Annotated in this window: 28 protein-coding genes and 1 pseudogene; 11 read left to right on the top strand and 18 right to left on the bottom strand. The window is 72.1% G+C overall.

Going from position 1 to position 25,152, the window contains the following annotated elements; translation table 11 throughout:
* Positions 1 to 9: 9 nt before the first annotated feature.
* Both ACE7GA_RS23880 and ACE7GA_RS23875 read right to left on the bottom strand, forming a co-directional pair.
* Positions 10 to 897 (bottom strand): MBL fold metallo-hydrolase, encoded by an 888-nt coding sequence (locus tag ACE7GA_RS23880; RefSeq protein ID WP_376092570.1) that lies wholly within the window; start codon positions 895 to 897, stop codon positions 10 to 12.
* Positions 837 to 1,151 carry a cyclic nucleotide-binding domain-containing protein gene (locus ACE7GA_RS23875; protein WP_376092567.1) on the bottom strand — a complete coding sequence of 105 codons (315 nt, stop codon included), beginning with the start codon at positions 1,149 to 1,151 and terminating at the stop codon, positions 837 to 839. The genes ACE7GA_RS23880 and ACE7GA_RS23875 overlap by 61 nt, the downstream gene beginning before the upstream one ends.
* A gap of 129 nt (positions 1,152 to 1,280) precedes the next feature.
* On the opposite strand from ACE7GA_RS23875, the gene ACE7GA_RS23870 reads away from it, so the two are divergent.
* Both ACE7GA_RS23870 and ACE7GA_RS23865 read left to right on the top strand, forming a co-directional pair.
* Positions 1,281 to 2,237, top strand: coding sequence for a Bug family tripartite tricarboxylate transporter substrate binding protein (locus tag ACE7GA_RS23870; RefSeq protein ID WP_376092564.1), 957 nt, complete (start codon positions 1,281 to 1,283; stop codon positions 2,235 to 2,237).
* A complete protein-coding gene (locus ACE7GA_RS23865) occupies positions 2,234 to 3,436 on the top strand; it encodes a mandelate racemase/muconate lactonizing enzyme family protein (protein ID WP_376092560.1) in 1,203 nt (400 codons plus the stop codon). The genes ACE7GA_RS23870 and ACE7GA_RS23865 overlap by 4 nt, the downstream gene beginning before the upstream one ends.
* Before the next feature lie 57 nt (positions 3,437 to 3,493).
* Here ACE7GA_RS23865 and ACE7GA_RS23860 read toward each other — a convergent pair whose 3' ends face one another.
* From ACE7GA_RS23860 to ACE7GA_RS23845, 4 genes are all read right to left on the bottom strand, one after another.
* Positions 3,494 to 4,774, bottom strand: coding sequence for an MFS transporter (locus tag ACE7GA_RS23860; RefSeq protein ID WP_376092557.1), 1,281 nt, complete (start codon positions 4,772 to 4,774; stop codon positions 3,494 to 3,496).
* Between the two features lie 70 nt (positions 4,775 to 4,844).
* Positions 4,845 to 5,516, bottom strand: a complete 672-nt coding sequence (locus tag ACE7GA_RS23855) for an amino acid ABC transporter permease (RefSeq protein WP_376092554.1) — start codon at positions 5,514 to 5,516, stop codon at positions 4,845 to 4,847.
* 47 nt (positions 5,517 to 5,563) lie between these two features.
* Positions 5,564 to 6,256: an amino acid ABC transporter permease gene (locus ACE7GA_RS23850; RefSeq protein WP_376092551.1), complete on the bottom strand. Its 693-nt coding sequence runs from the start codon at positions 6,254 to 6,256 to the stop codon at positions 5,564 to 5,566.
* A 15-nt stretch (positions 6,257 to 6,271) separates the two neighbouring features.
* Positions 6,272 to 7,120: a transporter substrate-binding domain-containing protein gene (locus ACE7GA_RS23845; RefSeq protein ID WP_376092548.1), complete on the bottom strand. Its 849-nt coding sequence runs from the start codon at positions 7,118 to 7,120 to the stop codon at positions 6,272 to 6,274.
* Positions 7,121 to 7,345: 225 nt separating this feature from the next.
* Between ACE7GA_RS23845 and ACE7GA_RS23840 the strand changes: the two genes are divergently transcribed.
* Positions 7,346 to 7,546, top strand: coding sequence for a hypothetical protein (locus ACE7GA_RS23840; protein ID WP_376092545.1), 201 nt, complete (start codon positions 7,346 to 7,348; stop codon positions 7,544 to 7,546).
* Positions 7,547 to 7,553: 7 nt separating this feature from the next.
* Here the strand turns inward: ACE7GA_RS23840 and mtnA are convergent, their stop codons facing one another.
* From mtnA to ACE7GA_RS23825, 3 genes are read right to left on the bottom strand one after another with little or no spacing between them, the layout of a single operon-like run.
* Positions 7,554 to 8,648 carry an S-methyl-5-thioribose-1-phosphate isomerase gene (mtnA, locus tag ACE7GA_RS23835; RefSeq protein ID WP_376092542.1) on the bottom strand — a complete coding sequence of 365 codons (1,095 nt, stop codon included), beginning with the start codon at positions 8,646 to 8,648 and terminating at the stop codon, positions 7,554 to 7,556.
* Between the two features lie 4 nt (positions 8,649 to 8,652).
* Positions 8,653 to 9,132 carry a UPF0262 family protein gene (locus tag ACE7GA_RS23830; RefSeq protein WP_376100502.1) on the bottom strand — a complete coding sequence of 160 codons (480 nt, stop codon included), beginning with the start codon at positions 9,130 to 9,132 and terminating at the stop codon, positions 8,653 to 8,655.
* Positions 9,133 to 9,136: 4 nt separating this feature from the next.
* On the bottom strand, positions 9,137 to 9,547 hold the full coding sequence (locus ACE7GA_RS23825; protein ID WP_376092539.1) for a DUF983 domain-containing protein: 411 nt from the start codon (positions 9,545 to 9,547) through the stop codon (positions 9,137 to 9,139).
* A 127-nt stretch (positions 9,548 to 9,674) separates the two neighbouring features.
* Here ACE7GA_RS23825 and ACE7GA_RS23820 point away from each other — a divergent pair, with 127 nt between their 5' ends.
* Positions 9,675 to 10,376, top strand: a complete 702-nt coding sequence (locus ACE7GA_RS23820; protein WP_376092536.1) for an aspartate/glutamate racemase family protein — start codon at positions 9,675 to 9,677, stop codon at positions 10,374 to 10,376.
* Here ACE7GA_RS23820 and ACE7GA_RS23815 read toward each other — a convergent pair.
* The 5 genes from ACE7GA_RS23815 to ACE7GA_RS23795 all read right to left on the bottom strand — a co-directional run bounded on the left by ACE7GA_RS23815 (position 10,349) and on the right by ACE7GA_RS23795 (position 13,330).
* Complete coding sequence (locus ACE7GA_RS23815; protein WP_376092534.1) at positions 10,349 to 10,630, bottom strand: hypothetical protein; 282 nt, start codon at positions 10,628 to 10,630, stop codon at positions 10,349 to 10,351. The two genes, ACE7GA_RS23820 and ACE7GA_RS23815, sit on opposite strands and share 28 nt — an antisense overlap.
* 53 nt (positions 10,631 to 10,683) lie before the next feature.
* Entirely contained in the window at positions 10,684 to 11,079 is a 396-nt protein-coding gene (locus tag ACE7GA_RS23810) for a hypothetical protein (protein WP_376092531.1), read from the bottom strand.
* Between the two features lie 83 nt (positions 11,080 to 11,162).
* Positions 11,163 to 11,486, bottom strand: a complete 324-nt coding sequence (locus ACE7GA_RS23805) for a hypothetical protein (RefSeq protein WP_376092528.1) — start codon at positions 11,484 to 11,486, stop codon at positions 11,163 to 11,165.
* A 45-nt stretch (positions 11,487 to 11,531) separates the two neighbouring features.
* Positions 11,532 to 12,515 (bottom strand): N-carbamoyl-D-amino-acid hydrolase, encoded by a 984-nt coding sequence (locus ACE7GA_RS23800; RefSeq protein WP_376092525.1) that lies wholly within the window; start codon positions 12,513 to 12,515, stop codon positions 11,532 to 11,534.
* 149 nt (positions 12,516 to 12,664) lie between these two features.
* A complete protein-coding gene (locus ACE7GA_RS23795) occupies positions 12,665 to 13,330 on the bottom strand; it encodes a M23 family metallopeptidase (protein ID WP_376092522.1) in 666 nt (221 codons plus the stop codon).
* A gap of 307 nt (positions 13,331 to 13,637) precedes the next feature.
* Here ACE7GA_RS23795 and ACE7GA_RS23790 point away from each other — a divergent pair, with 307 nt between their 5' ends.
* Positions 13,638 to 14,519, top strand: a complete 882-nt coding sequence (locus ACE7GA_RS23790) for a dienelactone hydrolase family protein (protein WP_376092519.1) — start codon at positions 13,638 to 13,640, stop codon at positions 14,517 to 14,519.
* Positions 14,519 to 15,199, top strand: coding sequence for a hypothetical protein (locus ACE7GA_RS23785; protein ID WP_376092516.1), 681 nt, complete (start codon positions 14,519 to 14,521; stop codon positions 15,197 to 15,199). The genes ACE7GA_RS23790 and ACE7GA_RS23785 overlap by 1 nt, the downstream gene beginning before the upstream one ends.
* Before the next feature lie 37 nt (positions 15,200 to 15,236).
* Here ACE7GA_RS23785 and ACE7GA_RS23780 read toward each other — a convergent pair whose 3' ends face one another.
* The 3 genes from ACE7GA_RS23780 to ACE7GA_RS23770 are packed head-to-tail and all read right to left on the bottom strand — an operon-like array spanning position 15,237 to position 17,802.
* On the bottom strand, positions 15,237 to 16,187 hold the full coding sequence (locus tag ACE7GA_RS23780) for an N-carbamoyl-D-amino-acid hydrolase (protein WP_376092513.1): 951 nt from the start codon (positions 16,185 to 16,187) through the stop codon (positions 15,237 to 15,239).
* Positions 16,184 to 16,411, bottom strand: a complete 228-nt coding sequence (locus tag ACE7GA_RS23775) for a hypothetical protein (protein WP_376092510.1) — start codon at positions 16,409 to 16,411, stop codon at positions 16,184 to 16,186. Before ACE7GA_RS23775 ends, ACE7GA_RS23780 begins: the two co-directional genes overlap by 4 nt.
* The gene (locus tag ACE7GA_RS23770) at positions 16,408 to 17,802 is read right to left on the bottom strand and encodes a dihydroorotase family protein (protein WP_376092507.1); all 1,395 of its coding nucleotides are present in this window, start codon (positions 17,800 to 17,802) and stop codon (positions 16,408 to 16,410) included. Before ACE7GA_RS23770 ends, ACE7GA_RS23775 begins: the two co-directional genes overlap by 4 nt.
* Before the next feature lie 190 nt (positions 17,803 to 17,992).
* On the opposite strand from ACE7GA_RS23770, the gene ACE7GA_RS23765 reads away from it, so the two are divergent.
* The 5 genes from ACE7GA_RS23765 (at position 17,993) to ACE7GA_RS23745 (ending at position 23,825) form a co-directional block, all read left to right on the top strand.
* Positions 17,993 to 19,135 carry a hypothetical protein gene (locus ACE7GA_RS23765; protein ID WP_376092504.1) on the top strand — a complete coding sequence of 381 codons (1,143 nt, stop codon included), beginning with the start codon at positions 17,993 to 17,995 and terminating at the stop codon, positions 19,133 to 19,135.
* Between the two features lie 174 nt (positions 19,136 to 19,309).
* Positions 19,310 to 20,839, top strand: coding sequence for an MmgE/PrpD family protein (locus tag ACE7GA_RS23760; RefSeq protein WP_376092501.1), 1,530 nt, complete (start codon positions 19,310 to 19,312; stop codon positions 20,837 to 20,839).
* 7 nt (positions 20,840 to 20,846) lie between these two features.
* On the top strand, positions 20,847 to 21,329 hold the full coding sequence (locus ACE7GA_RS23755) for a GNAT family N-acetyltransferase (protein ID WP_376092498.1): 483 nt from the start codon (positions 20,847 to 20,849) through the stop codon (positions 21,327 to 21,329).
* A complete protein-coding gene (locus ACE7GA_RS23750) occupies positions 21,326 to 22,471 on the top strand; it encodes a bifunctional 2-methylcitrate synthase/citrate synthase (protein ID WP_376092495.1) in 1,146 nt (381 codons plus the stop codon). Before ACE7GA_RS23755 ends, ACE7GA_RS23750 begins: the two co-directional genes overlap by 4 nt.
* 757 nt (positions 22,472 to 23,228) lie before the next feature.
* Complete coding sequence (locus ACE7GA_RS23745) at positions 23,229 to 23,825, top strand: hypothetical protein (RefSeq protein ID WP_376092492.1); 597 nt, start codon at positions 23,229 to 23,231, stop codon at positions 23,823 to 23,825.
* A 91-nt stretch (positions 23,826 to 23,916) separates the two neighbouring features.
* Here ACE7GA_RS23745 and otnK read toward each other — a convergent pair.
* Positions 23,917 to 25,121, bottom strand: a pseudogene (gene otnK / locus ACE7GA_RS23740) (3-oxo-tetronate kinase).
* Between the last annotated feature and the right edge of the window lie 31 nt (positions 25,122 to 25,152).

The following is a 25,152-nucleotide window of genomic DNA, read 5'->3' as shown; positions in this document are numbered from 1 at the left end:
CGGCGCCGCCTACCGCGCCAGCGCCTTCGCCGACCGCAGGATCGCTTCCAGCCCCGCCGGCGACGCCCCCATCGCGCCGAAGATGTCGCGCGTCTCCGCCAGAAGGCCGCGCGCCCGGATCACCGCCTTCGCCAGGTCCGCCTCCGGATCTTCCGACACGTAGCCGTGCCCCGGCAGCAGCAGCCGGGGACGCAACCCCGCCATCCGCTCCAGCGAGAGCACGAGGTCGCTGATGTTGCCCGAGGCGAAGACCCCGCCGAGCGCGCCGCCCGCCATCACCGTGTCGCCGCAGATCAGCGTCCCCGTGGCGGCGTCGTGCAGCGCCAGGTGGCCGGAGGTGTGGCCGGGCGTGTGCAGCACGTCAAAGCGCCAGGGCGGGACGGAGACGACCGACCCTTCCTGCAGGGTCAGGTCCACCCGGGCCGGCGGCGCCTCCTCCCCGAACAGGTCGCGCACCGTCGCGAAATCGTCCCCGTTCTCGATCTTCGCCGCCGCCAGCGCATGCGCCGCGACGACCGCCCGCGGCGGCAGGCAGCCGACGCCCGCCGCATGGTCCGCATGCTCATGCGTCAGGACGACGAGGTCGATCGTCTCCACCGGATGCCCCGCCTCTTCCAGCGCCACCGCGAGGAGCGGCGCCGTGGAGGCGAAGCCCGCATCCACCAGCATCCGCCGCCGCTCCCCGACGACGAGGTAGGCGTTCGCCGCCCGCGATTGCGACCGCAGCTGGATCAGCCCGGGTCGCACCTCGACCACGCGGAAGCCGCGGGGCGGCGCGCCCGGCGCTGGCGGTTCCGGCATGCCGGAACCGCGCTGGTACCGCACCAGCGCCGCCATCACGGAGAGCGCGAAGGCCGGCTGCTGGCTGACGAGGTAGACGAAGCGCGCTTCGTCCACCGGCAGCAGCCGCGCCCTTCCGGCCCCGCCCGCACCGTGCGCAGCCGGGGCCCGCCATCCACCAGCGCCACCTCGCCGAAGGTGCCGCCGGGGCCGATCCGGGTGGCAGGCTGCCCCTCGGCGTCCAGCACCTCCACCGATCCGGCGATGACGACGTACATCTCACCGCCCGGCTCGCCCGCCCGGACGACGGCCTCGCCGGCGGCGACGTAGCGCGCCGCGGCCTCGATCCCCGGCAAGATGGTGTCGCTCACGCGGAGTCTCCCCTTCGCGCTGGCACCCTGTGCGTCCGCCGCCGCCGGCGCAACGGCGTGACGCGCGGCGCCTGCCGTGGGACCATCGCGCGGGACCGCCGGAGACGCGGCCCGGGGAAGGAAACCTTCATGCGCCGCCTGCTCGTCGCGCTCGCGCTGGCCCTGATCACCTGGCCCGCCCTCGCGCAGTTGCCCGACCGTCCGGTCCGGCTGGTCGTCGGCTCCCCGCCCGGCGGTACGACCGACATCATGTCGCGCCTGCTGGCCGAGGCCGTCGATGGCATCCTCCCTCGCGGCGCGGTCGTCGAGAACCGACCCGGCGCCAACGGCAACATCGCGATGGGGGAGGTCGCGCGGAGCACACCGGACGGCACGACCCTCATCGTCTGCGCTTTCGGCCCCTGCGGCGCGAACCCCGCGCTCTACGCCAACCCCGGCTACGACCTCGCGCGCGACTTCGCGCCGGTGATCCTCACGGGCGCCGTCCGCAACGTCATGGTCGTCCGCCGCGATTTCCCCGCGCGCACCTTGCAGGAGCTCCTGGCCAAGGTCCGCGCCGAGCCGGGGCGCGTCACCTTCGCGTCCTCCGGCGCCGGCGCCTCCAACCACCTCGGCCCCGAAATGCTGCGCACGCGCTTCGGCCTGGACTGGACGCATGTTCCCTATCGCGGGTCAGCCCCGGCCATCACCGACCTGATCGCCGGCAACGTGGACGTCTTCTTCGACAACCTGCCCTCCATCCTGCCGCATATCCGGGCGGGCTCCGTCCGCCCGGTCGCCGTCGTCGCGGCAGAGCGCGTGCCCGAACTGCCGGACGTCCCGACCTTCGCCGAGGCCGGTGCGCCCGGCGTCGTCATCGATTCCTGGTTCGGCCTCATGGCCCCCGCGCGGACCCCGCCCGCGACGGTGGCTGCGCTGAACGCCGCCTTCTCCCGGGCGATGGACAAGCCGGACTTCGCCGCCCGCGCCCGCGCCGCCGGCATCACCCCGATCCGCAGCACCCCCGACGAGATGGCCGCCCACGTCCGCGCCGAGGCCGCGCGCTGGGCCGAGGTCGTCCGCACCAACGGGATCCGCGCCGAATGAGCAAGATCACGAGCCTCCGCACCATCCGCATCCCTGAGCGCCAGAACCTCCTCTGGGTCGAGGTCACGACGGATGAGGGGCTGACGGGCTTGGGCGAATCCTTCCGCGGTTCCGCCGCCGTCGAGGCGGTGATGCACGACGTCGTCGCGCCCTACCTGATCGGCCGTGACGCCCGCCGCATCGAGGCGCATTCGCGCCACCTGCTGACGCCCTATGTCGGCTTCGGCGGTTCCTCCGCCGAGGTCCGCGCGGCGAGCGCGGTGGACATGGCGCTCTGGGACCTCGCGGGCCAGCGCCACGGCATCCCGATCCACGAGGCGCTGGGGGGCGCGGTCCGCGATTCCATCCGCGCCTACAACACCTGCGCCGGCTACGACTACAACTCCCGCGGCGCGGGACAGCGCCGCATCGGCGAGGCCGATGCTGTCACCGGCCCCTACGACGACCAAGTCGCCTTCTTCCGCGACGCCGGCGCTCTGGCCGAAAGCCTCCTCTCCGAAGGCTACGCCGCCATGAAGATCTGGCCCTTCGACCCGCATGCGGATGCGAGCGGCGGCCAGATGATCAGCCTGGAAGGCCTGAAGAAGGGCCTGGAACCCTTCGAGAAGATCCGCCGCGCGGTGGGCGACCGCATCGAGATCATGGCGGAACTCCACTCCCTCTGGTCCGTCCACGCCGCCACCCGCATCTGTCGCGCGCTGGAGGATGTCGGAATCTTCTGGGCCGAGGACCCGATCGGGAAGATGGACGACCTCGAATCCCTCGCCGAACTCCGCCGCGCCGTCCGCGTCCCGATCTGCGGCTCCGAGACCCTCGGCGGCAAGGTGAACTTCCGCCGCGCCCTGTCGCTCGGCGCCGTGGACATCGTCATGCTCGACCTCGCCTGGTGCGGCGGCCTCACGGAGGGGCGGAAGATCGCCGCGCTCGCCGAGGCGCACGCCCGCCCCCTGGCCCCGCACGACTGCACCGGCCCCGTCGCGCTCTGGGCCGGCCTTCATCTCGCGCTGCACGCGCCGACCGCGATCTTCCAGGAAGTCGTGCGCGCGACGCTGGCGACCTGGTATCGTGACCTCGTGACGGAGCTGCCAGTCATCCGGAACGGGCTGGTCCAGGCGCCGACTGCACCGGGGCTCGGCTGTGCGCTCAATCCAGCCGTGGCGCGACGCGACGACGCGATCGTGCGGGAGAGCCGCGCGTAGGCACGACTCACCGGCCCGGAACAGGAAGCGGCGACCACGTCCTTCCGCCGGACCCGTTCAGGCCGACGCAGCCGCCCGCGGACCCTCGGGCTGCGGTCGGGTCGCACCGGAACGCGTCTCCGGCATGAGCAGGAGGTACCCGACGAAGCCGACCGCCGCGACCGCGCCGAGCGTCGCGAAGGCCGCCGAATACCCCGCATGCACGATCACCTGCCCGGCCAGCGAGGCGCTGAGCGCCGCACCAAGCCCCTGCGCCGTCGCGACCGCCCCCTGGCTCACGTTGAAGCGCCCGGTCCCCCGCGTCAGGTCCGCGATCACCACCGGGAAGAGCGCCCCGAAGATCCCTGCCCCCACGCCGTCCAGCGCCTGCACACCTAGCAGCCACCACGGCGCATCGGAGACGGTGTAGAGGAATCCCCGCGCCGCCAGCACGCCGAAGGCGACGAGGAAGATCGGCTTCCGCCCCCACGCCTCCGCCCGCGCCCCGACGAGCATCGCCACCGGCACCATCACGCATTGCGCCGCAACGATGCAGCCGGCCATGAGGGAGGTCGCGTAGTCCTGCCCCACCACCCGGGTCAGCTTCTGTCCCACCGTCGGCAGCATCGCCGCATTCGCCAGGTGGAAGCACGCCATCAGCGCCGCGAAGATCAGCAGGGGACGGCAGGTCAGCAGGATCTGCCAGCCCGACGGCCCGTCGCCCGCCGCGCCGCAGTCGCCCAACCCGCGCGCCACGTCGTCGCGGATCGCAGCGGCCGGGATCGCCAGCACCGCGCCGATGCTCAGCAGCGCCAGCGCCGCCATGATCCAGAACACGACGACCGGGCCGAACAGCACCGCCGTCCCCGCCGCCAGCGCCGCCGAAGCAGCGTTGCCCGCGTGGTTGAACGCCTCGTTCCGCCCCACCCGCCGCGCGAAGGCCCGCGGCCCCACGATGCCGAGCGTGACCGCCGCGATCGCCGGCGGGAACACCGCCCCTGCCACCGCCGCGAGCGACTGCGTCGCCGCCACCGCCGCGAAGCCGCTGATGAAGGGCAGCGCGGCGCAGCTCAGCGTGACCGCAAGGGCCGCCGCGACGACGACGGCGCGCTTGCGCCGCGTCCGGTCCATCAGTGCCCCCATGGGCGTCTGCGCCAGCAGCCCGACGATGCCGGCGATGGTGATGACGGTGCCGATCGTCGCCTCGTCCCAGCCGCCCGAGGGACCGCGCACCGTGAGAAGGTAGATCGCGAGGTAGGGCCCGAGCCCGTCCCGCACGTCGGCAAGGAAGAGGTTCAGCGCATCGAGGGCGCGCGTGACCCTGCGGCCGGGATGGAGCCCCGGCGGTTCGGCAGTCATCGGCTTCGTCTGGTTTGCATCTGGGCTGCAACGCCGCCAAGCGAGACCGGTTGATGGCCAGCCGGAACGGTCAGCGCCCGGCGATCGACTTGTGCTCCAGCCGCGACAGAAGCCGAACGCAGGGCCAGAGCAGGATGAAGTACGCCAGCGCCGCCGCGACGATCGGCGAGGCATTGTAGGTCACGCTCTGCGCCTGCCGCGCCTGGAACAGCAGTTCGGGCAGCGCCACGACGGAGGCGATGGAGGTCAGCTTCACCACCTCCACCGTGTTGGAGACGAGGTCGGGCAGCACATTCCGCACGGCCTGGGGCAAGATGACGTGCCGCATGGTCCGGTAGGGCGAGAGCCCCAGCGCCCGCGCCGCCTCGGCCTGCCCGCGCGGTACGGAATCCAGCCCGGCCCGCAGCACCTCCCCGTAATAGGCACCCGTGTTCAGGAAGAAGGCCAGCGCCACCGCGCCCCAGGCGCCGAGGTCGATCCCGGCGAAGGGCAGCCCGGCATAGCAGACGATCAGCAGCACCAGGGGAGGCAGCGCCCGGAACAGGTCGGTCCAGGCGGCGAGCGGCCAGCGCACCCAGCGGCTTCGCGCCCGCGACAGCAGCGCCAGCGCCAGCCCGCCGAGCACCCCCAGCGGCACGACCATGGCCGCGAGAAGCAGCGTCTGCCACAGCCCGCGCAGCAGGATCGGCATCGCGCGGCGCACGATATCCCAGTTCAGGAAGGCATCGGCGAAGTCCTCCACCTCAGCATGTCCCTCGCGACATGCTCAGCATGTTCCTCGTGACATGCTCAGCGCGCCGGGTGGCCGGGCAACGCCGCGCGCCGCTCGATCCAACGCCCCACGCCCACGACGGGGATGAACAGCAGCGCGTAGGCGATCGCGCCGAGGGTCAGCGGCGATGGATTGCCGGAAAACGCCATGGCCGACTGCGACGCCCCCAGGATTTCCGCCACGCCCACGACGGAGGCCAGCGCCGTCCCCTTGGTGATCGCGATCGTCCGGTTCGTCAGCGGCGGCACGACCATCCGCACGGCCTGGGGCAGGATCACCAGGAACAGCGTCGGCAGGAAGCGCATCCCAACCGCCCGCGCCGCATCCCACTGCCCGCGCGGCGTCGCGGCGATCCCCGCCCAGAAGATCTCCTCCGCGAAGGCCGCGAGCACCAGGGTCAGCGACAGCCAGGTCGCCCAGAACCCCGACAGCGACAGCTCCATCGAGGGCAGCCCGAAATACAGCAGCACGATGATGACGAGCGGCGGCAACGCCCGGAACAGGTCCACGAAGAAGATCAGAAGCCAGTTCAGCGGCCGCACGCCGAGTGCCCGCACCACCGCCAGCGCCAGCCCGGCCACCAGCCCTGCCGCCACGATGGCGGCGGCCAGCAGCACGGTCAGCCCGAAGCCCTCGACGATCTTCGGCAGCCAGGCCGCCATCACCTTCGCGTTCAGGAAGGTGGCGGCGAACCCGTCGAGTCCCCCCAAGGTCCCGTCAGGTCCTCAGCAGCGCGGCTCATGCGGCGTGGGGTCGTAACCCGGCAGGTCCGGCACGCCGTAGCCCGGGAAGACGGTCCGCTCGGCCGACTCCTCGCCCGGCGCGTCGCCGAACCATTGCTGCGACAGCCGGGCCACCGTGCCGTCGCGCTTCATGCATTCCAGTACGTTCTCGACCTCGTTCCGCAGCGCCACGTTGTCGCGGCGGAAGGGCGCGGCCCAGTGGGCGCGGGTCTCGCGGATGGTGAAGTCCGGGACGAGCTGCCGCTGCTGGCTCGCGGCGTAGCGGACGACCGTGTTGCCCGCGAGCACCGCATAGGCCCGCCCCGCGATCACGGCGGCCACCGCGTCGGGGTTCGTGTCATAGGCCTGGTACGTGAAGCCCAGCCGTTCCGCGTTCGCCTGCGCCCAGGCATCGTACGCCGATCCCTTGTTCACCGCGATCGCCTTGCCCCGCAGGTCGTCGAGCGACCGGATCGGCGCGTTCCCTCGCCGGATGCCGAACTGGAACTCCGTGTAGAGGTAGCCCTCGGTGAAGATCATGCTCTCCGCCCTCTCCCGCGTGACGGTCACCGGCGCCGCCAGGAAGTCGTAGCGCCCCGCATTCATCGCGGGCACGAGGCCGGAGAAGGACGCGGAGTCGATGGTGATCTCCCGCCCCATGCGGCGGGCGACCTCCCGGAACAGGTCCACGTTGAAGCCCTGCACTCCGCCTTCCAGCCGCGGGAAGGCGTGGGGCGCGAAGGTCCCGTCCACCGCCGTCCGCAGCGGGGGTCCGCCCGCGCCCCCCGTCTGGGCCTGGACCCCCGTCGCCGTCGCCAGCAGCAGCGCGGCGGCCATGAATGAGCGACGCATCCTCTTCCCCTCCGAACCCGATCCGCGGCCCCGGCCCGCGGTCGTCGCAGGCTGACATGCAAGTCGCGTGCGGGGGAGGGGGCGTCGCCGACGTGCGAGGACCCCGGGCCCTGACCGCACGTGCCCTGATCTTGCCACGATCTCGGCGCCTCGCCGCCGCGGCCCGGGTGTTCTCTTCGTATCGCCGGGGCAGGCATCCCCCATCGTCCCGGCCGGAGGTCCGACATGAACCGGTTCTGCCTCGCCCTGATCGTCGCCGGCCTCGTCACGATCGCGACGCTCGTCGCGACGGTCCTGGGCTCGCCCACCACGGCCGCCGTGCCGTCCTACGCGCCCCTGGCCGCCGCCTTCGCCGGCCTGTCCATCGTCGCCGGCCTGGTGTTGCTGGAAGTCAGGACCGGCGGCCGGGTCGTCCGCGTCTCCTGACGGCGCGTCAGGCCTTTTCCGGATAGAGCGAGGCCAGCCCCGCCTCGCTCGCCTCGCAGCGCCCGCGCTCCGTGATCAGCCCGGTCACCAGCCGGGCCGGGGTCACGTCGAAGGCGGGGTTGGCGGCGACCGTCCCCTCCGCCGCCACGCGCACCGTGGCGATCGTCCCGTCGGGAAGGCGCCCCGTCGTGTCCGTCACCTCCGTGCCCGAGCGCTCCTCGATCGGGATTTCCCGCACCCCGTCGCGCACGGACATGTCCAGTGTCGAATGCGGCAGCGCCACCCAGAACGGCACGCCATTGTCCTTCGCGGCCAAGGCCTTGAGGTAGGTCCCGATCTTGTTCGCGACGTCGCCGTTCCGCGTGACCCGATCCGTGCCGACGAAGACGATATCCACCATCCCGTGCTGCATCAGGTGCCCGCCGGCATTGTCCGCCACCAGCGCATGCGGAACGCCGTGCGCGCCCAGTTCCCAGGCCGTCAGCGCCGCGCCCTGGTTGCGCGGCCGAGTCTCGTCCACCCAGACATGGACGTTCATGCCCTCGTCATGCGCCTGATAGATCGGCGACAGGGCCGTCCCGAAATCCACTGTCGCGATCCAGCCGGCGTTGCAGTGCGTCAGGATCCGCACCGGCTCGCCCGGCGGCTTGCGCGCCGCGATCTCGCGCAGCAGCGGCAGCCCGTGCTCGCCGATCTTGCGGTTGGTCTCGACGTCGTCGTCGCAGATCGCCGCCGCCTCGGCATAGGCGGCATCGGCCCGCCGCTCCGGCGGGTGGTTCCGCACCGCCGTGCAGATCCGGTCCAGCGCCCAGCGCAGGTTGACCGCCGTTGGCCGCGTCTCGTTCAGCATCGCCGCCGAGCGTTCCAGGTTCTCGACGGACGGATCGCGCCGCAGCGCCATCGCAAGCCCATAGGCCCCGACCGCCCCGATCAGCGGCGCGCCACGGACCTTCATGGACCGGATCGCCTCGGCGACCGCGTCCTCGTCCGGCAGGACGAGTTCCTCGACCGCCCAGGGCAGGCGCGTCTGGTCGAAGATGACGACCGAGCGGCCGTCGTCATGCACCCGCACGCTGCGGTGCGGCACCCCGTTGATCTTCAACGCCTCAGATCCTCTGGTGCAGCGCGCAGACCAGCGTGAAGAGCCGCCGCGCCGTCTCGAAATCCAGGGTCACGCGGCCCTGCAGGCGTTCCCGTAGCAACTCCGCCCCTTCGTTGTGCAGGCCGCGCCGCGCCATGTCCAAGGTCTGGATCCGCGCTTCCATCGCCCCATCGCCAACCGCCTGTTCGTAGCCGCCGACCACCATCTGGTAGTCCTTGATCAGCCGCCGGAAGGGCCCGAGCGCCAGCCCGAAGGCACGCAGCGGCGCATCCGCCGAATCCCGGATGTCCAGCAGCAGCCGCCCGTCGCGCAACGCGAGGTGCACGATGTAAGGCCCGGGCGCCAGCCCTTCCGGCGAGAACACGTTCTCCAGCAGCAGGTCCCGCACGGCCTGCTCCCGGTCCTGCTCCGCGAAGCGCGAGGGCAGGGGTGGGCCCTCGGGCAGCAGGATGGACGCGATCCGTTGCGTCGCGACGCCGGCCATCACCTCACTCACGCTGTTCCCCGCGTTCCCCGAAGCCCAGTCGCCACATCAGCCCGACCACCCCGCCCTTCACCGGACGCAGCAGCAGCGTGCAGATGACGGCGAAGAGCGGCAGCCAGACGACCATATGGAGCCACATCGGCGGCTCGTAGACCCTCTCGATCCAGAAGACCGGCGGGACGAGGAGGTGCCCGACGAGGAAGATGACGATGTAGGGCGGCGCGTCATCCGCCCGGAGCGACCCGAGCGGCGCGTGGCACACGGCGCACTCGTCGACGACGCGCAGGAACCCGGCGAAGACCCGGCCCTCCGCGCAGTTCGGGCAGCGATTGCGGATGCCTCGGCCGATCAGCGTCCAGGCGGACGGTGCGGGCCGCGACTCCTCGCCGACGGCGCGGTCGGGCTGCGGGAGCATGGTTGGCGATCCTCCGGCGGGGGGAACGCGACCCACGCCGTTATGTTGCAACGCAATATGGCGGCCCGTCACCGTTGCGGCAAGCACGGGGCTTGTCCCCGGCCGCCCCGTCCCGGACCATCCGGACATGGAACGCCGCGTCCTCCTCATCAACCCGAACACCGATGCGGGATGCACCGCGGGCATCGCGCGGGCTGTCGCCCCCTACGCCCGGCCCGGTGCGATCCGCTTCGACACCGTCGCACTCCCCGGCGGCCCGTCGGCGGTCGCGACATGGCGGGACTGGTTCTCGGTCGCCCTGCCGCTCTGCGACCTCGTCGCGCGCAGCCCGGCCGATGCCTACGTCATCGCCTGCGTGTCCGACCCCGGACTGGAAGCGGTGCGGGAGGTGACGGACCGCCCGGTCCTCGGCCCCTTTCGCTGCGCGGTCGCCGCCGCGCTCGCCCGCGCCGACCGCTTCGGCGTCATCGCCTTCGTCGAGGCCTCGAAGGCCCGGCAACGGCGCGTCCTGCAGGCCGTCGGCGCGGGAGCCCGCCTCGCCGCGACGGAAGCACTGAACCTCCCGATGACCGCGTTGACGGACGGCACCGCCGCCCGCGCCGCGCTGATCGCAACTGCTCGGCGGCTGGCCGCCGCCGGGTCGGACGTCGTCATTCTCGGCTGCGCCGGCATGGCGGACCACCGCCGCGCCGTCGAAGACGCAGCGGGCATTCCCGTGATCGAACCGATGGCGGCCGCGGCCGCCCAGGCCCTTGTCGCCGTCGGCGACGCGCCCCTCAGCGGAGCGCCCGCCGGACCGCGTCAGCGATCCGTCGAGGCGACCGCCTGACGCGAGGACGCCTGCTGCGCGATCCGCGCCCGCTCGCGTTCCCAATAGGCGCGCCGCATGTCGCGCGCCTCCCGCTCCCGCATCTCCGCGTCCGCCGCCCGCCGCGCATGCGGCGCCTCGGCCTGCGCCTGGCCGGAGCCCACGACGCGGGAGAAGAAGTTCCCGAACACGCTGTCGCCCTCCGCCGCCTGGGCGGGGGATGTCACCGCAGCGGCGGTGACGAGGGCGAGGGCGGCAAGGACCGGACGGGACATGGTGGGCGTTCTCCTGCCAGGGGAACGTTGCTCCGGGTTGCACGGTTGCGGCGTCACCAGCCGCGCTGCCGCTCCTGGTCCAGGCGGCGGCGCTCATCCGCAAGCCGGCGCTGCTGGTCCGCCAACTGCCGGTCGCGGTCCTCGACGGCGCGGTCGCGATGGGCGCGATCACGGTCACCCGCCTCACGCCGGCGCCCGAAATCCTCTCGCCCCCCATCGCGCCGCGCGCGCTGGCGCTCCCGCTCCCGGCGCGCGCCGTCCTCTTCCCAACGGCGCTGCTCATCGGAGCGGCGGCGCGCGTCTTCGTCGGCGCGGCCGCGGTCGCCGCCGAACTGGCGCAGCGCCTGGTCCAACATCTGGTTGACGTCCTGCGCGCGGGCAGTGCCCGCGACGCCGAAGCCCAGGCCCAGGGCGGTGAGGCCGGCGCGGGCCAGGAAGGTGCGGCGCATGTTCTCCTCCGTGCGTGGTGTCTCGGAGGGAGAACGCCCCGCGCGTGCCGCGCGTTGCCTTCGCGCGCCGGCGGCGGGACGCCTCAGCGCGTCGCCGGCGCGTTCCGGTCCACCGAGCCGGACGGCACCGTATCGGCGACGGGCGGCTGCGCGATCTCCCGCGCCGAGCCCTGCGGCAACGCCAGCAGGTCCCGACGCTCCGGCCCGAGCGACCCGCGCGTCATGTCGTCCGTCACCGCGGAGGAGGACGGCGCCGTCCCCTCCCGCAGCTGCCGTGCGGCATCGGCGACGCGATCCTGATCCACGCCGCGCCGCAACTGCTCCTCCGCCGATCGCTGCGCCGGACTCATCGCCAGCAGCGGCGCCGCGAGCAGGAGAGACAGGGCCATGGCGGCGATCGTGCGCATCGGGGGTTCCTCCGTCCCCGCTACAACGCTCCAGCGCTCGGCCGGTTACGCCTCCGCACGAACCTTCGCGGCGGGGGTCCACTCCGGCGGCGCGACGGCCCCGACCTGCTCCGTGATCCGCGCATAGGCCTCGGGACGCCGGTGCCGCGCGAAGTTGAAGATCGTCTCCCGCCCGAGCCGGCACACCTCGAGGTCCAGGTCAGCCACCACCACCTCGTCGTCCCAGGAGGTTGCCTGGGCCATGATCTCCCCTTGCGGGTTCACGATGATGGAGTGCCCGAACATCTCGTGCCCGTCCTCCGTCCCGGCCTTCGCGACCCCGACCCCGAAGCACGCGTTCTGGTAGCACCCCGCCTGGATCGAGAGGTGCGAGTGCAGCACCCGCAGGTGATGCGCCTCGAAGCCGCGGTTTTCCATGTTCAGCGACGGCGTGTTGTAGCCGAGCATGACGAGTTCCACGGACTGCAACCCCAGCACCCGCCAGGCCTCCGGCCAGCGCCGGTCGTTGCAGATCATCATGCCGAGGTTCACGGGCCCCGCCGACCCGACCGGCGCGCGCACGACAGGGAAGCCGAGGTCGCCGACCTCGAAGTAGCGCTTCTCCAGGTGCTGCACCCGGCGCTGCGGGTCGTGTTCCGCATGCCCGGGCAGGTGCACCTTCCGGTACTTCAGCACGATCTCGCCGGACGGATGCACGAAGACCGCCGTGTTGAAGTGCCTCCCCTCCGGCGTCCTCTCCGCGTAGCCCAGGTGGAAGGCGACGTTCAGCCGCCGCGCGGCCTCGAAAAGCGGCGCCGTCTCGTTGGAGGGGAGGGAGGTCTCGAACCAATGGTCGGCCGCGGCCCGGTCCTCCTCGTACCAGCGGGGGAAGAAGGTCGTGAGCGCGAGTTCCGGATAGACGACGACCTCCGCCCCGCGCCGGTGCGCCGCCTCCATCAGCGCGACCATCCGCCCGACCGCCACGTCGCGCCCCTCGGCGCGCTGGATCGGTCCCATCTGGGCGGCGGCGACGGTCAATCGGCGATGCATGGAGGATCCTCTGGCTGCGGTCGCGAGCCTAACCGCTCCCGATGCGACCCGTCGCGGCTTGGGCGGAACGTCACCGGGCCGTTCCCTCGGCAGCCGCCGCCGTGCCGTGAAAACGGGCTTCGCCACGTTTACCGGCGGGCGGCCGCGCCTCAGTACCCGTTGACGGCGAGGAACAGCAGGTACTTCGTCGGGTCGCGCAGCTTCGACGGCGCCGCCTGATCACGGGGCCAGGACGCATGGCGGGTCGTCGCGGGCTGGTACATCTCGAAGTGAAGCATCGAGCTCTCGCCCATCTTGCCGATGCGGGCGATCGGCTTGCCCGCCTCGACCGGCTTGCCCTGCTGGACGCCGAACTCCTTCCAGCTGTCCTTCTCGATCTCGGCGTAGTGGATCACTGGCCCGTGCGCGCCGGTCGACACCAGCATGCCGTAGGTGCCCATGTGATAGGTGTGGATGCTCATCACCGTGCCGCTCTGGCAAGCGACGACCGTGTCGAGGTGGTAGCCGCCGAGGTCGACGGCACAATGCCAGCGCAGCGTGTCGCCGGCCTTCGGCTTGACCGGCCGGGCCGCGCCGAAGTGGCGGGTGTGGTTGCCGTACTTCGAGCCACCCTTCGTGACGCTGGGAACCTGGCGGCCGTAGTTGTTCGTGGGCGAGCGGACCGGCCAGTAATGGTCGTCGAGGAAGATGAGGTCGCCGCCATCCTCAAGCACATTCATCTGGTGCAGCTCGATGAACGGCACGTTCTCGAACTGTCGGATCTGACCCGCGGCCGGGCCGGCGGTCCATCGCGGGGCGGCTGCGGCCGGGGCCATCACATCCCTCCTCAGGGTAGTGCCCGGACGTTACGCTGCTGCTCCGGCGCCGGACAACCGGGATGGCCCGTCGGTCCTGTCGCGTGCGTCGCACACGCGACTCCACGGGACGACGTGCGGGCAGCTGCAGGCAGCGCGTCCGGGCTGGCATGGCTGGCCACGGGTAAGGGCGGGCTGACCGAGATGACGGAGGGGCCAGCGGGACCGCGGAGATCGGACCTTGGCACGCGCCGAGCCGACATCGAACGCCACGCGTGCGTGCGCTATATATAATGTGTGCCGTCACCGGACCTGGGAGCCGCGACCGATGAGCCTCACCATACCGCCTGCCGACGAGATGATCTCCCCACCCGTCCTCGACAGGCTGCCACGTCGTGGCCTCCTCACCTCCGTCAGCCTCGGCGCGGGCTACACCCTCGCGGCCGGCCCGGTCATCGCGCAGACCATCGTCACGACGCCGGCGGACGGCCTCGTCGCCGGGGAGGTCACCATTCCCGTCGGCGCCGTCGCCATGCCCGCCTACCGGGCCCGCCCTGCCTCCGGCAGCGCCTGGCCGGTGGTCATCGTGTGCCAGGAGATCTTCGGCCTGCACGAGTACATCAAGGACGTGACGCGCCGCCTGGCGAAGGAGGGCTTCCTCGCCGTCGCGCCGGACTACTACGTCCGCCAGGGCGACGCCGCGCGCGCCGCCGATGTCGGCGCCGCCGCCGCGATCGCCAACCGCAAGCCGGACGCGGAATTGTTCGGCGACCTCGACGCGACCTATGCCTGGGCCGTGGCCGACGGCGGCAATGCCGACCGCCTCGGCATCACCGGCTACTGCCGGGGCGGCCGCAACGTCTGGGCCTATGCCGCGCACAATCCGCACCTGAAGGCCGGCGTCGCCTGGTACGGCCCCGTCGCCGGCACGCCGAGCGACCTCACGCCGCGCGTCCCGCTCGACATGGCCGCCGACATTCGGTGCCCCATCCTCGGCCTCTACGGGGAAGCCGACACCGGCATCCCTGTCGAGGGCCTCCGCCGGATGCAGGCCGCGATGCGGGCCGTGAACAAGCCTTTCGAACTGGTGATCTACCCCGACGCCCCGCACGGCTTCCACGCGGACTACCGGCCGACCTACCGTCCGGGGCCTGCCGCCGATGGCTGGCGGCGGATGCTCGATTTCTTCCGCGCGAACGGAGTGGGTTGATGCGCAACGCGACCTCGACCGCGGCGGTCCTCGGCGCCGTGCTCTTGCTCCTCCCCGGCACGTCGCAGGCACAGAAGGGTGCGGCGCCGGCCACCACGCCGCCCGCCGCAGCACCGCCTGCGGCCCGCTCACCCGCGGCGGAAGTCGGCGCCCTGCCGCCGCAGATCGCGGGGCTGCGCCGCCAGGAACCCGTGACGGACTACGAGGCGCGCCCCAACGGTCGCGGCCTCGGCGCCTCCATCAACTACGAATCGCCGACCGGCACGCCGTACGTCACGATCTACCTCTACAACCGCAACCGCTCCGACCTGACCACGCCCGGCGTCGGCCCGGCCGCCGACGCCGAGCTCGCCACCAGCCGGCGCGAGATCGAGAACGCGTCGGAGAACCGCGGCTACCGCATCGGCTCCGTCACGCGCCTGCCCGACATCCCCGGCCCGGGCGGCGCGGCAGCCTTCCGCTGCGATGCCTACACTTTTGAGTACGCCGAGGAGCAGACGACCGCCGACAGCTTCGCCTGCGTCGGGGTGGCCCAGGGCCGCTTCGTGAAGGTCCGCCTGTCCCACCGTGCCCGGGCGAACACGGTTGCTGCGCGCCCGCTGCCGATGGACGTGATGCGCAGCATCGCGGAACTCACGGGCTTCGGCGCGGGACGCCCCGCGGTCGGCGGCAAGTCCTGACCGGCCGCGGCGCGCCGCCTCTCCGCGGGGCGGCGCGTCAGGCCGGCGCCTCGATCCCCGCCTGATCGACGATCCGTTGGTACTGGTCGGGCCGGCGGTGCAGGCCAAGGTCGAACATCTTCCCCGGCGCCCGCCCCTGCAGCCCCGCGTCGAGGTCGAGGTCCGCCATCAGCACCTCATCGTCCAGCGAACGCGCCTGCGCCACGACGATCCCGTCCGGCGACACGATGCAGGACCCCCCGATGAGCCCCGACCCATCCTCGTCACCCGCCTTCGCGACGGAGACCGCCCAGGTCGAGTTGAAGTAGGCGTTGGCCTGGACCGCGAGCGTGGAGTGGAAGGTCCGCCGCTCCGAATCCTCGGTGTTCCCCCCGTTCGGATCGTAGGCCGCGGAATTGTAGCCGATGCAGACCAGCTCCACCCCCTGCAGCCCGAGGCAGCGCCACGCCTCCGGCCAGCGCCGGTCGTTGCAGATCAGCATGCCGAGCACGGGCCGGTGCCACGTCTCCGGTCCCCGCGCGACGGGAAAGCCAAGGTCGCCCGGCAGGAAATAGCGCTTCTCCAACTGCTGGTAGCGCTGCGCCGGGCGAGGCTCCTTCGAGCCGGGCAGGTGGACCTTGCGGTACTTCAGCAGCATCTCGCCGTCGGGCCCGACGATGACCGAGGAGTTGAAGCGCCGCCCGCTTCCCGTCAGCTCGGCGTAGCCGACGTAGAACCCGACGCCGAGCGTCCGCGCCCGCTCGAACAGCGGCTGAACCGAGGGTCCCGGCATCCGCTGCTCGTAGAAGCGGGACAGGTCCGCCTCGTCCTCGATCAGCCAGCGGGGAAAGAAGGTGGTGAAGGCGAGTTCGGGGAAGACGACGAGCCGGGCCCCGCTCTTCGCCGCGCCGTCCAGCAGCGCGATCATGCGCTCCAGGATGACGTCGCGCGGCATGTCGCGGGGGTTCGGGCCCATCTGCGCCGCGGCGACCCGCAGGATCCGGCTCATCGCGAGGTTCCCCCGTCATGCGACGCCGGCGGCGCGCCGGGCTCCGCGTCATCCTCGGTCCTCGGCGCGACCAGCGTCCACGTCACCCGCCCGAAGACGACCGCCACCCCGAAGGCGATCAGCGCGTTCGGCACGCTCGTCCCCGGTCCCGTGATCCAGATCCAAAGGCCGAAGCCGGCCAGCGCCGCAGGCAGCGCGACGAGCAGCGGCCGCCGCACCGTCACGCCCCCGCCTCCGGCAGTTCCACCGCGCGCCGGTGCTGCCGCGGCACGAAGCGTCCGTCGCCCGGCTTGGCCAGGACCTTCTCCCCGTCCCACACGGCGCGCCCGCGCAGATAGGTCGCGGCGACGCGCCCCCGCATGCGACGTCCGTGATAGGCGGAATGCTGGAACTCCGGCCGGTCCAGGATCTTCGCCTGGTCGAAGGTGAAGTCGCCGCGCTCGATCACGCAGAGGTCGGCGTCCGACCCGACCTCGATCCGTCCCTTCTTCGGGTCGAGACCGTGGTACCGCGCGGGCTCCGCCGCGCAGAGCCGCGCCATGATCGTCAGCGGCAGCCCGCGCTCCTCCAGCAGGGTGAACATCAGCGGGGCGAAGGACTGCATCCCCGTCAGGCCCGCCCCCACCGCGAAGATGTCGCCGTTGTAGGTCTTGCGCTCCCGCTGCCACGGCGCGTGGTCCGTGGAGACGTATGCGACGGCGCCGTCGGCGATCGCCCCCCACATCCGCTCGACCTCCGCAGCGCTGCGGAAGGGCGGGTTGCACTTCCCGAACCCCTCGAGCCGCACGACGTCCTCCTCCGTCATGCAGAGGTAGTGGACGCAGGCCTCCCCCGACGACCGCGCCCCCGCGCGCCGGAAGGCCTCCGCGATCTCGAACCCCCGCGCCAGCGACGAATGGGCGATGTGGACATGCGCCCCCGTCTCCAGCCCGATCTCGAAGATCGCGTTGTTCGCGAGATTCTCGGCGAGCGGCGGCCGGGTGACGCAGTGCTGGATCGGGTCCCGCCGCCCGGCCGCCTTGGCCTCGGCGGTCAGGGCCTCCACCAGCTCCTGGTCCTCGTTATGGACCGCGACCATCAGGTTGGTCTTCGCGATCTCCGCGAAGGCGCGCCGCATCAGCGGCCCGTTGATCCGGGGGAACCGCACCGCATCGTATTCATAGGTGGAGAGCTTGAAGGCCGAGGCCCCGGCCTCCGCCAGCTCCGCGATCTTCTCGACGCCGCCGTCCTTGCGGATGGTGCCGTAGAGCGCGACGTCCACGTGGGCCAGCCGGTGGAGGTGCTCGACCTTGTCCCGGAAGATCGCGGCGTCCGTAACCGGCAGCGGGATGTCGTAGGGCATGTCGCAGCAGGTCGTGACCCCGCCGGCCGCCGCCGACATCGTCGCCCCCTCGATCCCCGGCCACCCGATGGAGGACGCCGTGTGCATGTGCCCGTCCACCAGCCCGGGGAGAACGAAGCGCCCCGAATGGTCTTCGACCGAGGCGGCGGGCGGAGGCGCGCCCTGCCCGATGGCGGCGATGGCTTCCCCCCGCACGGCCACGTAGCCGTCCGGCAGGATGCGGTCGGGCAGGACGAGGTCGCCGCGAATGATGCGATCGAAGGGCTGCTGCATCGGTCAGATCCAGGTGACCACGGAAGGCTAGACCCGTTCCGCCCGATCCGAAACATGACGCCGGCGCCGCTCAGGGTCGCGGCCCGGGGCAGGGCGGTTCGACGGCGTGCGATGCGTCGGTTATCCCGTGGCGGCGGCCCAAGGGCCCCGCCCTTCGGGCCTCGACCGGTCGTCTCCGCGAGGGTTCCCGATGATCTACCTGCTCCACATCCCCAAGACGGCCGGCCAGACGCTCGCTGCGCGCGTCGGCGGGGCCTTCGCAGCCGAGCGGGTCAGGATCCACATCCCGATCGTCGGGACGCGGGAGGAGGTCGCGGCGCTTGCCGCGGCCCACGACTTCGTCGGCGCCCATACCGGATTCGGTATCCTGCGTGAGCCGCCGCCGGGGGTCGAGTTCATGGCCTCGGTACGCGACCCGATCCGGCACGTCGTGTCCCACGTGCGCCACATCCGCCGCGATCCCCTCAACGCGCTTCACGCCGCCTCCGTCGCCTTGCCCATCGAGGCGTTCCTCGAGCGCTTCGCCGACTACTTCCTGACCTTCCAGACCCGCGGCCTGGTGCGGCCCTTCTTCGGGGCCGAGGCGGCTGACCTGGTTCACGGCGAGGATGCCTGGTTGCTGCGGCACCTGCCCGCCGCGGCGGAGCGCATCCGCTGGCTCGTCCCGACCGAGAGCGTGGACGAGTTCTGCATCCTGTGGTCGCTCGAATCGGGGCGCCGCCTCGCGGAGACGGCCGAGGCGCTGAACGCGGCCCCGCCGGACGACGTGGACGCCGCCGCCATCCGCGAGTGGCTCCTTCGCGATCCCGGGCGGTTCGCACTCGACAGTATCCTGTGGACGACCGCACGCCGCCGCTATGCGGCGTGGCGCCACGGCCTCGCGACGGCGGCCGACGACCCGGCTCTCATCGCGCCTGCTCTCCGTGCTGCGGCCGACGGCGATGCCGGTGTCTGGCTCGTCCGGGACTGGCACCCGGCCGAGCTGCAGGTCGACGGCTCGGTCGTCTGGTGGGCTGGACCCGGTCAGGCCTCGCGCGTTCGGCTGCGCCGCGGCGCCCATCGCCGGCTGGTCTTCGACGGCCTGTCCTTCTCGGGCGTCTATTGGGACAGGGTGGAGGTTCTCCGCGAGTCCACGCTGGCGACCCTGGTCACGCGGCGAAGCCTCGATGCCGGTAGCGGCACCGTCCGCTTCGAGGTCGCGATCGGCGATCTCGCATCCGACGAGACGCTGCTCGTGTTCGCGGAGGAAGATGTCACGCGAGTACCGGCCGCTTCCCGCGCCCTCGGCACGCCCCGCCGGTCCTTCGCGACCCGGAACTGGCGCCTCGACTGACATCAGGTCGGCCGCGGCAAGGGCAACCGCCTCCGGCCGTGGCGCTGCCCGCCGGCGGCATGACGCCCGGGTCCCGGACCGACCCGTCGAGCCGGAGCGAGACCCTGCCGATGGACGACTTCGTATCGGCCGGGCAGAAGGACGCCGCCGTCATCCGGAGGAACGCGAGACGCCATGCAGATGCACCCCGTGAAGGTCTACCCGTCCAAGGCGCTGCTGAAGCGCGAGGACCAGCTGGCCTGGAAGATCGCCGCCGTCGCGGCCGACCCGGTCGGGGTGCCGGACGACACCGCGGCGATGATCATCAACCGCGTGATCGACAATGCCGCCGTCGCGCTGGCGGCGATCAATCGCTCCGCCCCGACCTCCGCGCGGCAGATGGCGCTCGGTCATCCGCGCCAGGGCGGGGCGACGGTCTTCGGTCGCCCGGCGGCCGAACGCTACTCCCCGGAATGGGCGGCCTGGGCCAACGGCACCGCGGTGCGTGAACTGGACATGCACGACACCTTCCTGGCCGCCGACTACTCCCACCCCGGCGACAACATCCCGCCCGTGCTCGCGGTCGCGCAGACCACCGGCAAGGACGGCGCCGCCGTCCTCCGCGCCCTCGCCACGGCCTACGAGATCCACATCGACCTCGTCCGCGCGATCTGCCTGCATGAGCACAAGGTGGACCACATCGCGCACCTATGCCCCGCCGCGGCCGCCGGCCTCGGCACGCTGCTCGGCCTGGGCCAGGCGACGATCTACCAGGCCGTCCAGCAGGCGCTGCACGTCAGCGTGACGTTCCGCCAGTCCCGCAAGGGCGAGATCAGCAGCTGGAAGGCCTTCGCCCCCGCCCATGCCGGCAAGCTGGCCGTCGAAGCCGTGGACCGCGCGATGCGCGGGGAGGGCGCCCCATCGCCGATCTACGAGGGCGAGGACGGCGTCATCGCCTGGGTCCTAGCCGGCCGCACCCAGCGGTATCAGGGCGACGTCTACGAGCCGACCTACTACGACGTCCCGCTTCCCGGCCCAGGCGAGGCCAAGCGCGCCATCCTGGACAGCTACACGAAGGAACATAGCGCGGAGTACCAGTCCCAGGCCCTCATCGACCTGGCCTTCAAGGTTCGGGAGCGGATCCGCGACTGGGATCAGGTCGAGAGGATCCTCCTCCACACCTCCCACCACACCCACTACGTGATCGGCACCGGCGCGAACGATCCCCAGAAGATGGACCCGGGGGCCAGCCGCGAGACGCTGGACCACTCCATCATGTACATCCTGGCCGTCGCGCTTCAGGACGGCGCCTGGCACCACGTCGACTCCTACGCTCCGGAGCGTGCCAACCGTCCCGAGACCATCCGCCTCTGGCACAAGGTCGAGACGCGGGAGGACCCGGAATGGACCCGGCGCTACCATTCCCGCGATCCGAACGAGCTGGCCTTCGGCGGGCGTCTCGAGATCACGATGAAGGATGGCTCGACCATCGTGGACGAGCTGGCCGTCGCCAACGCCCACCCGCTCGGCGCCAAGCCCTTCGGTCGGGCCGACTACATCCGGAAGTTCCGCATCCTGACCGACGGCATCGTCGAGAAGGCCGAGCAGGACCGCTTCATCCAGGCCGCCGAGAACCTCGCCACCCTCAAGGCGAGCGAACTTGCCGAACTGAACGTCGCCGTCCCCGCGGACCGGCTGCGCGCCGGCAAGCCGGGCATCTTCTGATCCGCGGATGAACGCCGTCGCGATCCGGCCGGGCGTGCCCGCCGACGCGGCGGCGCTCGCCCGGCTGTTCCGCGCCTCCCGCGCCGCCGCCATGCCCTGGCTGCCCGTGCTCTACACGCCGGAGGAGGACCTGGCTTGGATGCGCGGCCGGGTGCTGACGGGCTGCGAAGTGCGGGTCGCCTGGGCCGGCGACGTGCCGGCCGGCTTCGTCGCCCGCGCCGGCGAATGGATCGAACACCTCTACCTCGCGCCGGAGATGCGGCGTCGCGGCATCGGCACGGCCCTCCTGGCTGCCGTGACGGCCGACGATCCGCCGCTGCTCCGCCTCCACGCCTTCGCCCGAAACGCCGCCGCACGCGCCTTCTACGAGGCTCATGGCTTCGTGGCGGTGGCCCAGTCCGACGGGTCTTCCAATGAGGAGGGAGAACCCGACCTGCTCTACGAACGGCGCCGCGGCGCCCCACACACGGAGGGAGAACCCAGCCCATGACCGACGCCCCCGCGTCCGAACCCGACATCCGCAAGGGTCTCGTCGGCGTCGTCGCCGACGTCACCGCCGTCTCCAAGGTGATGCCGGAGACGAACTCCCTGACCTACCGCGGCTACGCCGTGCAGGACCTGGCCGAGGAATGTTCCTTCGAGGAGGTCGCCTACCTCCTCTGGAACGGCGAACTGCCCAACGCCGCCCAACTGTCAGCCTTCCGGCGCGAGGAGGCATCGCAGCGCAGCATCACTCCCGCGCTGCTCGAGGTGATCCGCCGCTTCCCGCGCGACGCCCACCCGATGGACGCGATCCGGACCGCCGTCTCGTTCATGGGCATGGAGGACCCGGAGGTCGCCGACGTGTCGGAGCCCGCGACGCGCCGCAAGGCCATGCGCCTGCTCGCCAAGATCCCGACCGCAATCGCCGCTGCGCACCGGATCGGCAAGGGCATGGAGCCGATCGCCCCCGACGCGTCGCTCGCCTTCGGGGAGAACTTCTTCCACCTCGTCTTCGGCAAGGTGCCGCAGCCCGAGGTGGTGAAGGCCTTCGACGTCTCCCTCATCCTCTACGCCGAGCACTCCTTCAACGCCTCGACCTTCACCGCCCGCACCGTCGCCTCGACGGGCGCGGACCTGCACGGCGCCATCACGGCCGGCATCGCCGCGCTGAAGGGCCCGCTGCACGGCGGCGCTAACGAGGCCGTGATGCACATGCTGACCGAGATCGGCGATCCGTCCCGCGCCGTCGAGTGGCTCCAGTCCCGTTTCGACCACAAGGCGCTCGTCATGGGCTTCGGCCACCGGGTCTACAAGAACGGCGACAGCCGCGTCCCCACGATGACCAAGTACGCCGAGAAGATGGCGGAGGTCGTCGGCGACCGGCGCTGGATGGAGATGTCGCGGCTGCTGGCGGCCGAGATGCGGGCGAAGAAGCGGATCGAACCCAACCTCGATTTCCCCGCCGGGCCCGCCTACCACCTCATGGGTTTCGACATCCCCCTCTTCACCCCGATCTTCGTGGCCTCCCGCATCACGGGATGGGCGGCGCACGTCATCGAGCAGGCGGCGGACAATCGCCTGATCCGCCCGCTTTCCCACTACGTCGGCGAGGCGCAGCGGCCGGTGCCGCCGATGTCCGCGCGGGGCTGATGCGGCTTCGCGTGCTGCTCGCGCCGGGCGGTACGCGCCGCGCGAGTGACATTCCTCGGCGCGCCGCGAGCGCGGCGCGCCAGCCTTGTTCCGCCGCAACCATCGGCGGAGCGACGACGCGGAGCCCGCGGCACCGCCGTCTCGCACCGCGCCGAACCGGTACGGAATGCGGCGACGATGCGGCAGCACCGACGACGCGGCGGCCGACATCGCATCATCCGACCCATCGCACGCACGGCGCGGTGCGTGCGACATCCGGCCCACCACATGCACGACGCACCGCAACGCGAACGTACGTGATTCGGATGCACGCGATTTTTTCGCGCGTCGTGATTGCTTTTCGTTGACAACGCACGCGCGCACGCGATTAGCGTGCATTCGCGCAAGCAAGCGTTCGCCCGATTCGCGCGATGGCTGTCAAGTACGAAGCAGCCGACGGACGGATCGGACGAACGGGAGCGGCGCGACGCAACGCGAGAAGGACGGTTCGATTGGACCGTGGGCGAGAGCGAAGGGGGGACGCGACACCTGTCGTCCCGCCACGTGCGCGGTGCCGGAAGATGCGTGACGCGGATGCCAGCGGAGGAAGCCGGATGATCCCGGCCCGCGGCGCGCGCCAGGCAACGGTCGCCCCCAACCCGGTCGCCCATCCCGCGCGTTGGCGTGGCGGATGCCGCGCCGTCTCCCGGCAGACAGGCCGGGCACGGGCGTGGCCCATGAACTCAGCAACCCAACGACACGACTGGAGACACAGCGCATGAGTGAAGAGACCACCCCGCGCGCGATGGCCATGGCCATGAGCACGTCCCGCCGCAGCGGCACCACGGCCCGCAAGGCCGCGTCCGCCGGCCGTGGCACCACCAGCCGCAGCACCGCCGCGAAGAAGACCACCGCGAAGAAGGCGGCCCCTGCCCGCAAGGCTGCCGCGAAGCCGGCCGCCAAGAAGGCAGCGCCGACCCGCCGCGCCACCGCCGCGAAGAAGACGACGACCGCCCGCAAGGCGGCGCCGAAGCGCGCGACGGCCGCGAAGAAGACGACGACGGCCCGCAAGGCCGCGCCGAAGCGCGCGACCGCCGCCCGCAAGGCGACGACCGCCCGCAAGACGACCACCGCGCGCAAGGCGCCGGCCGCCCGCAAGACGACGACGGCCCGCAAGGCCGCCGCCGCCCCGAAGCGCGCCGCCGCGTCCCGCACCACCGGCGCGCGCAAGAGCGCGGCGTCGGCCGGCACCTCCGCCCGCTCCGAGGCCGCGAAGAAGGCCGCTGCGACCCGCGCCCGCAAGCGCGCCGAAGCCGCGTCCTCCTCGTCCAGCGGCGGCGAGAGCGGGATGTCCTCCGGCGGCGAGAACAACTGATCGGCCCTAGCGGCTGATCGAATGGGGAGGGGCGTCGCGTCCGCGCGGCGCCCCTTCTTCTTTGTTCCCGACGCTTCTTCGCTGCGGGACGCTACCCGAAGGCGCGCAGGAAGAAGTCCCGTCCGCCGAAGTTCCCGGACTTCAACGCGAGGTGGATCCCCGCCGGCTCCGCGTAGGTCCAGGGTACGCCGGGGTCGATCTCGTCGCCGATCCGCAGGCTGCGCACGCCGAGGCGCTGCACGACGGCCCCCGACGTCTCCCCGCCCGCCACGACCAGCCGCCGCACGCCCGCGCGACCAGCGCGGCCGCGATGTCGGCCATCGCCGTTTCCACCAGCACCCCCGCCGCCTCACGCCCCAGCCGCGCCTGCAAGGCCGCCACGCGGTCCGGCGGTGCGGACGCCGCGATCACCACCGGACGCGCGTCGGATAGCTTTCCCTCCGCCCAGGCCAAGGCCTGATCGCGCAGCGACGCCGCATCCGGCGTCGCCAGCGCGTCGAGTTCCAGCACCGGCACATGGTCCCGCGCCACGCCGATCTGCCCAAGCGTCGCGCGCGAGCAGGACCCCGCCACCACCGCGCAGGCCCCGGACGCCGCGGGCAGCGCCCCCGCATCCTCCACCGCCTCCAGCAGCCCCGCGCGCCGGAAGTTCTCGGGCAACCCCATGGCGACGCCTGACCCGCCGACGATCAACGGGTGCGCCGCCGTCGCTTCCCCAATGGCCCGCAGATGCGCGTCCGTGACCGCATCCGCGATCGCGTAGCGCCGCCCCGCCTCCGCCAGCCGCGACGCCTCCCGCCGCACCGCCCCCGCGCCCGCCTCGACCACCCCGAAGGGGATCAGCCCCACCGACCCGTCCGTCTGCGCGGCCATGACGCGCACCAGGTTGGGGTCGCGCATCGGCGTCAGCGGGTGGTTCTCCATCCCGCTTTCGCTCAGCAGCGCCCCGCCGACGAAGAGATGCCCCAGATAGACAGTGCGCCCGTTCGTCGGGAAGGCCGGGTTCACCAGCGCCAGCGAGCCCTGCAGCCGCTTCAGCAGCGCATCCGCGACCGGTCCGATATTCCCTGCCGGCGTGCTGTCGAAGGTGGAACACACCTTGAACAGGATCTGCCGCGCGCCCGCGGCCAGCAACGCCTCGCAAGCCGCGAGGCTCTCCTCCACCGCCTGCCGCACCGGCGCCGTCCGCGACTTCAGCGCCACCACCACTGCGGGGACGTCGGGCAAAGGCATGCTGCCATCCGTTGGCGGCACGCCGATCACCTGCACCGTCCGCATCCCGTTCCGGACCAGCATGGAGGCGAGGTCCGTGGCCCCCGTGAAGTCG

This window comes from Roseomonas sp. CCTCC AB2023176 (assembly GCF_042259275.1).
Lineage (GTDB): Bacteria > Pseudomonadota > Alphaproteobacteria > Acetobacterales > Acetobacteraceae > Roseomonas.
This window is presented reverse-complemented; position numbering and strand designations above follow the sequence as displayed.